Raw genomic sequence first — 6740 nt, forward strand, 5'->3', positions numbered from 1 at the left:
GTGGGGGAGGGCCCGGGATCGGGCATCCGCGACTCCTTGCTGGGTGGGGCCGGACGGCCGGGTCAGGCGGCCCGCCGGGCGATCTGCACGTTCTCCAGCACGCCGAGCGCGTTGGGCACGAGGATCGCGGCGGAGTGGTACGCGGTCACGAGGTACGACATGACCGCCCGCTCGTCGATGCCCATGAAGCGCACCGAGAGGCCCGGCTGGTACTCCTCCGGCAGGCCGGTCTGGCGCAGCCCGACCACGCCCTGGTTGTCCTCGCCGAGGCGCATGGCCAGGATCGGACTGGTCTGCTCCGGCGTGACGGGGATCTTGTCGCACGGCAGGATCGGCACCCCGCGCCACGCCAGGACCGGCCGCCCGTCGACGTCGGCGGTCTCCGGGTACAGCCCGCGGGCGTTCCACTCGCGTCCGATCGCGGAGATCGTACGAGGGTGGGCGAGGAAGAGCCGAGTGCCCCGGCGGCGGCAGAGCAGCTCGTCGAGGTCGTCCGGGGTGGGCGGGCCGGTGCGGGGCTGGATCCGCTGCTTGTAGTCGGCGTTGTGCAGCAGGCCGAACTCCGGATGGTTGACCAGCTCGTGCTCCTGGCGCTCGCGCAGCGCCTCGATCGTGAGCCTGAGCTGCTGCTCCGTCTGGTTCATCGGGTCGTTGTAGAGGTCGGCGACCCTGGTGTGCACCTTCAGCACGGTCTGGACGACGGACAGTTCGTACTCGCGGGGCTTCAGCTCGTAGTCCACGAAGGTGCCGGGCAGGGCGACTTCACCGGAGTGGCCGGCGGACATCGCGATCTCCGCCTCGCCGTGGCGGTTCTGCCGCCGACTCCGCAGCGCGGCGAACCGCTCGACGTGGTCGCGGAGTTGCGGCGCGGTGGCGAGCACGGCGGCGAAGTCGGCGCGGGACAGGGTGAGCAGGGTCCCCGCGGTCTCGGCGGTGGCGGTGTAGGGCCAGGCGCCCTCGCCGTCCAGCAGGACCTGGTCGCCGAACCGGTCGCCGTCGGCCAGCACCGCGCCGCCGGCCTCCTCGCCGTACCGCCCGGGCGTGCTCTGCCCGATCCGGCCGCGGGCGATCAGATGGATCCGCTGCGCCGGCGTCCCGTGCTCGACCAGCACCTCGCCGGCGCGGAAGTCGCGCCGGACGCACCGGTCGGCGAGAGCGGTCAGCACCTGGAGGTCCTCGAAGCCCCGCAGCAGGGGCAGTTCGGCGAGCTTCCGGGGGATCACCCGTACCTCGGGGCCGTCCTGGACGAACTCCACCCGCCCGTCGCCGACCGCGTGGCTCAGGCGGCGGTTCACCCGGTAGGCGCCCCCCTTGGTGTCGATCCAGGGGAGCATCCGCAGCAGCCAGCGGTCCGTGGTCTCCTGCGTCTGCGGCGCGGTCTTGGTCGTGGTGGCGAGGTTGCGGGCGGCCGCGGCGCCGAGGCTGGACTGCCGGGCCGGCGTCCCCTCCGCCTCCGCCTCCGGGCCGGTCGTAACGGTCATCCGACGAGGTCTCCTCACGCGGTTCGGACTCCGGACTCCGGTGAACAGTAGGGCGGCGTCCCCCTGGTCACCCACGGATCCGGCGGTCATTACCTCGATGAAGTGACCTTGGTCCGCGGTGTGTTTATCCGGCCGACCGATGACAACGAGCCACCTGACCGACAACAGTCCGTCGGAGCACGAAAAGGCGGCGGCCCCCACCCGGGGTCCGCCGCCTGTCCCGCACCAGCTCTCCGCCGGCTACCGCGCCGGCGGCTCGGAAGTCCACCGCCTACCGCACCGGCGTCGTGAACTCCATCGCCTACCGCACCACCGGCGTGAACTCCACCGGCAGCGCGGCCAGTCCCCGCATCCAGATCGACGGACGCCAGGCCAGTTGCTCCGGCTCCACCGCCAGCACCAGGTCGGGCAGCCGCTCCAGCAGCGTCTCCACCGCCGTGCGCGCCATCACGTCCGCCAGCAGCGGCGCCGGATACGGGCAGCGGTGCTCGCCGTTGCTGAACGACAGGTGCGCCGCGTTCTCCGCGCCCACGTGCGCCTCCGGCCAGATCTGCGGGTCGGTGTTGGCCGCGGCCAGCCCCAGCACCACGCAGTCGCCGGCCCGGATGTGCCGCCCGCCGAGCTGGGTGTCCCGCACCGCCCAGCGGCCGATGAAGTTCTGCGTCGGGGTGTCCAGCCACAGCACCTCGTTGAGCGCCTCGCCCACGCTCAGCCGGCCGCCCGAGACGTTCACCGCGAACCGCTCGTCGGTCAGCAGCAGCCGCAGGGTGTTGCCGATCCAGTTGCCCGTCGGCTGCTGCGCCGCGGCGATCACCGAGATCAGGTCCTGCACGATCTCCTCGTCGGTCAGCCCCGCCGGGTGCAGGATCATCCGCGAGGTGACGTCCGAGCCCGGCGCGGCCCGCTTGTCCTTCACCAACTGCCGCAGCCGCTCGCCCACCCGCCCGTAGGCGGCCACCGGGTCGTCGCCCTCCCCGGCGTCCAGCGAGATCCGCAGGTCGTCCACGAGCTGCCGGGTGTCGTCGCCCGAGGTCGGCATGCCGCACACCTGGACCACCGCGCGCATCGGCAGGGCGTGCGCGTAACCGGACATCAGCTCCGCCTGCCCGCTGCCCGCGAACTCCGCGATGAGCTGCTCGGCGATGTGGTGGCAGTCCCGCCCCAGCTCGAACTGGTCCACGCCCTCCAGCGCCTCGGTGATCACCGAGGCCCGCCGCCGGTGCTCGTCGCCCTCGGTGAACAGCACCGACGGCTGGTAGCCGACGAACGGCATCAGCGGCCAGTCCGGCGGGATGCGCTCCCACTGGTTCCAGCGCCGCGAGTCCCGCGCGAACAGCTCGTCGTGGCTGGTCACATAGGACACCTCGGAGTAGCCGAGGACCAGCCAGGCCGGGACGTCCGCGTCCAGCAGCACCGGCGCCACCGCGCCGTGCTCCCTGCGCAGCGACCGGTACAGCTCCGACGGCGTCTGCTGGTACGAGATGCCCGCCAGCTTCACCGCGTCGGTGCTGACGGGGCAGCCCTGGCCGGCCGGCGTACGGGGTTCGGTCACGGTGTCGCCTCCTGGGCCGTCGCCATGTCGTACAGGTGGTCGACCAGCGTGATCAGCACGTCCTTGCCGGACTGCCGCAGGCGTGCGTCGCAGTCCACCATCGGCACGTGCGCGGGCAGCGCCAGCGCCTGCCGGATCTCCTCCAGCGAGTAGCGCCGCTCGTCGTCCTGGAAGCGGTTGACCGCCACCACGAACGGCGTGCGGTGGTGCTCCAGCCGGTCGATCGCGTACCAGGAGTCGTCCATCCGGCGGGTGTCCACCAGCACCACCGCGCCCAGCGTCCCGGAGAACAGCCGGTCCCACAGGAACCAGAACCGCTCCTGCCCCGGCGCGCCGAACAGGTACAGCACCATGGTCGCGTTCAGGCTGATCCGCCCGAAGTCGAACGCCACCGTCGTCGACGTCTTCGACGCCACCGCGCCGTTCTCGTCGACGCCGACGCCGGCCTGCGTCATCACCTCCTCGGTGTTCAGCGGCCGGATCTCGCTGACCGAGCGGACCAGCGTCGTCTTGCCCACGCCGAACCCGCCCACGATGACGATCTTCAGGCCGGTCTCGGCCGTGTCGGTCAGCGGTATGCGCTGCTGGGGCAGCTCAGAGGTTGTGGAGCCCATGGAGCACCTCCTTCAGAAGGGCGGAGTCGGGGAGGGCGGCGAGGCTGCGCGCCGCGTGCGGATGGCGGGCGGTGATCCGGCCCGTGCCGAGCAGGTCGCCGAGCAGGATGCGGACCACCGTGATCGGCAGACCCAGCTCCGCGGCGATCTCCACCACCGCCGTCGGATGCCGGCACAGCTCCAGGATCCGCGCGTGCTCCGACTGCATCCCCGACGACGGCCCGGACTCGGCGACGATCAGCGTCACCAGGTCGAAGGAGTCGTCCGCGCGGCTGCGCCCGCTGGTGACCGTGTACAGCCGGTCCGGGGAACCGGTGTCCACCGGTTTGCGGGGGGTCACGGCGCCACACCCCCCGGTACGTGGCCGCGCGGTTCGGCCGACAGGTGCTCGCCGATCTGCTCGACCAGCTCCGTCATCCGGTGGCCCACCACACCCGGGTCGGCGTCCTCGGCGGCCACCACCGCCAGGTGCGCCCCCAGACCGGCGCCCACGATGAACAGCAGCCCGCCGTGGTACTCGGTCATGGAGTGCCGTACGCCGCCGGTGCCGTCGCCGAACTCCACGGAGGCGCCCTGGGCCAGGGCCTGCATGCCGGAGCAGATCGCCGCGAGCTGGTCGGCCTGGTCGAGCGTCAGGTGCTCGGTCCAGCACAGCTTCAGTCCGTCGCGGGACAGCACCAGGGCGTGCAAGCTGCCGGGGGTCTGCTCCAGCAGCCGCTTCAGGAGCCAGGTGAGGCTGTTGTCGGTGGTCTGCATGATGGGTGACGGGCCGGTACCGGCCGGCTGACCGGCGATGGCCCGTTCCTCCAATCCTGTACGCGTGACGAGGCGCGCCCGAGGGCCGGACGCGGCGTGGGCGGGTGCGGTCAGAAGGTGTCGAAGGCGTCCGGGAAGTCCGGCCGGGCGGCCGGCCCGGAGGCGTCGGGCGAGCCGTCCGCGGCGCGGCGCCCCCGGTGGAAGGCCCCGAACCGCGAGCCGGCGTCCCGTCCCGGACGCCGCTCCGGGGCCTCCTCGCGGGCTTCGGGCACCGGCCGGGCCCGGCCGCGCTCGGCCTCGCCCATGGTGCGACCGGGCCGGCGCACCGGCAGGCCGTTCGGCGTGGACCCGGCGGAATCCCGGCGCGGGGGCGCGGCCGGGTCGTCGGCGGCGGCCGCCGGAGCCGGCACGGCCCCCGGCCGGTACGCATCGGCCGGCTGCCCGAAGTCCACGGACCGGACGGCGTCGCGCTCACCGGCAGGGATCGGCGCGGGCGCGGTCGCCGCGGCCGTACGCCCCGCTCCGGCCGCCCGGCGCGGCTCACGGTGCTGCTGCTGGGCGAGCAACTGCCGGGGCAGCAGCACGACCACACCCGTGCCGCCGCGCGACGACGGCCGGTAGTTGACGCTGATCCCGTGCTTCGCCGCCAGCCGCCCCACGACCGCGAGCCCGAGCCGGGTGCCCTGCAACGACACCAGGTCGTTCATCCGGCCGGACACCGCCTCGGCCGCGCGCCGCATCGCCGCGTCGGCCATCTTCAGGCCGCTGTCCTCGATGGTGACCACGATGCCCGCGCTGCGCTCCTCGACGTAGACGTGCACCTCGTCGATGGGCGGCGAGAAGTTCGCGGCGTTGTCCATCAGCTCGGCCAGCAGGTGCATCACGCCCTCGGCGGCGTACCCGGAGATCGCCACCGTCGTCGAGCAGTGCAGCCGCACCCGCTGGTACGCCGCGATCCGGCCGACCGCGCCGCGCAGGATGCTCTCCATCACGATCGGCTTGTTCCACGCGCGCGAGGACCGGCCGCCCATGAGCAGCGCCAACCGGTCGGTCATCAGACCGAGCTGGGAGGTGGCGTGGTCCAGCTTCAGCAGGTCCCCGAAGACCTCCTCGCCGTGCCGCTCCTGCATCTCCCGCAGGTCCGCCAGCATGCTCACCGACTTGGCCTGCACCCGGCTGAGCGCCTTGGCCGAGGCGGCCTGCGCGGCCGCGGCCCGCCGCTCACTGTGGGCCAGCTCCTTCAGGAACACCTCGGCCGGCGCCCGCAGCACCGGCAGCTCGGGCAGGACCACCTCGCCGCGTACGGTGTCGGCCGAGCGCCCCTCGCGCAGCCGCGCCACCGCGGTCGGCAGCGTCTCCCGGGTCAGCCGCTCCAGCTCCGCGGCCACCAGCTCCAGCTCCCGCCGGGCCTGCCGCCGCTCGGCGTCCAGCCCCGCCGCCCGCCGGGCGCTCTCCTCCGCCGTCGCGGCGAACAGGTCCTGTACGCGGCGGAGCTGCGGGTCCCGCGGCGGGGCCACGCTGCCCAGCGCCTCGGCGGCGCCCATGCCCTCGCGCAGCCGCTCGGTCAGCGCCGGCAGCACCACGTTCACCAGGTACGCCGCCTCCGAAGCGGACTGGCCCGCCGCGGCCCGGAGCTGCTCCACCTCGACGTCGCGCGCGGCGGCCTCGCCCCGCGCCCGCCGTACCGCCCGCCCGGACACCGTTATCGCGGCGGCCAGCGCCACCCAGGCGACGGCCGCCACCCCCAGCGTCCAGCTCCGGGCCCCGTCCGGCACCAGCACGATCGCCACCCCGGCGACCACGGCGCTCACCACCAGCACGGCCACGGGCGCCGCGGCCGGGGACTTCTGCGGGGCCTTCCCCCGACGTTGCTGAACGGGCGGTGCGGGCACTGACATGCGGCGGGTCCCTCGGTCGGTGACGGCGGGCGGCGGGCAGGCGGCCACCACACCAGGCGACCACCTGTCAGGGGGTGATCACCAACGGCGGCGACCACCCGTCAGGGGGCGGCCACCACGCGGGCGACCACCCGCCAGAGGGTGGTCACCAGGCGAGGCGACCACCCGCCCAGGGGTGATCACCGTGCGGGCGACCACCCGTCAAGGGGACGGTCGCCGTCGGAGGCGATCACCCGTCAGGGGGAGTGATCGTCATCCGGTGGGCGATCTTCCTCCCGGGCAGGATCTCATGCTAGCCAGCCTGCCCCACGCCCAGATCGAGCGGGCCGCACACTCCGCCACCCACCCCACTACGTCCCGAACGCACCTGCCCCACACCTCAGTTGTGATAATGGAATCCCGCACTCCCCTTCCCCCGCTGACCAGCCCTCCTGCCCTC

Annotated in this window: 6 protein-coding genes; all 6 read right to left on the reverse strand. The window is 73.6% G+C overall.

Annotated features, from left to right (window positions below; genetic code table 11):
- Nucleotides 1-62: 62 nt before the first annotated feature.
- Nucleotides 63-1481, reverse strand: a complete 1419-nt coding sequence (locus tag C6N75_RS28665; protein ID WP_105871764.1) for a family 2B encapsulin nanocompartment shell protein — start codon at nt 1479-1481, stop codon at nt 63-65.
- 301 nt (nt 1482-1782) lie between these two features.
- Nucleotides 1783-3033, reverse strand: coding sequence for a cytochrome P450 (locus C6N75_RS28670; RefSeq protein WP_105871765.1), 1251 nt, complete (start codon nt 3031-3033; stop codon nt 1783-1785).
- The gene (locus C6N75_RS28675; protein WP_105871766.1) at nt 3030-3647 is read right to left on the reverse strand and encodes a GTP-binding protein; all 618 of its coding nucleotides are present in this window, start codon (nt 3645-3647) and stop codon (nt 3030-3032) included. The genes C6N75_RS28670 and C6N75_RS28675 overlap by 4 nt, the downstream gene beginning before the upstream one ends.
- Nucleotides 3628-3987, reverse strand: coding sequence for a DUF742 domain-containing protein (locus C6N75_RS28680; protein WP_181160658.1), 360 nt, complete (start codon nt 3985-3987; stop codon nt 3628-3630). The genes C6N75_RS28675 and C6N75_RS28680 overlap by 20 nt, the downstream gene beginning before the upstream one ends.
- A complete protein-coding gene (locus C6N75_RS28685) occupies nt 3984-4403 on the reverse strand; it encodes a roadblock/LC7 domain-containing protein (protein WP_105871767.1) in 420 nt (139 codons plus the stop codon). Before C6N75_RS28685 ends, C6N75_RS28680 begins: the two co-directional genes overlap by 4 nt.
- 110 nt (nt 4404-4513) lie before the next feature.
- Complete coding sequence (locus C6N75_RS28690; RefSeq protein ID WP_105871769.1) at nt 4514-6301, reverse strand: sensor histidine kinase; 1788 nt, start codon at nt 6299-6301, stop codon at nt 4514-4516.
- Nucleotides 6302-6740 lie beyond the last annotated feature (439 nt).

It is taken from the genome of Streptomyces solincola, from assembly GCF_002982015.1.
In the GTDB taxonomy this organism is placed as follows: domain Bacteria; phylum Actinomycetota; class Actinomycetes; order Streptomycetales; family Streptomycetaceae; genus Streptomyces; species Streptomyces solincola.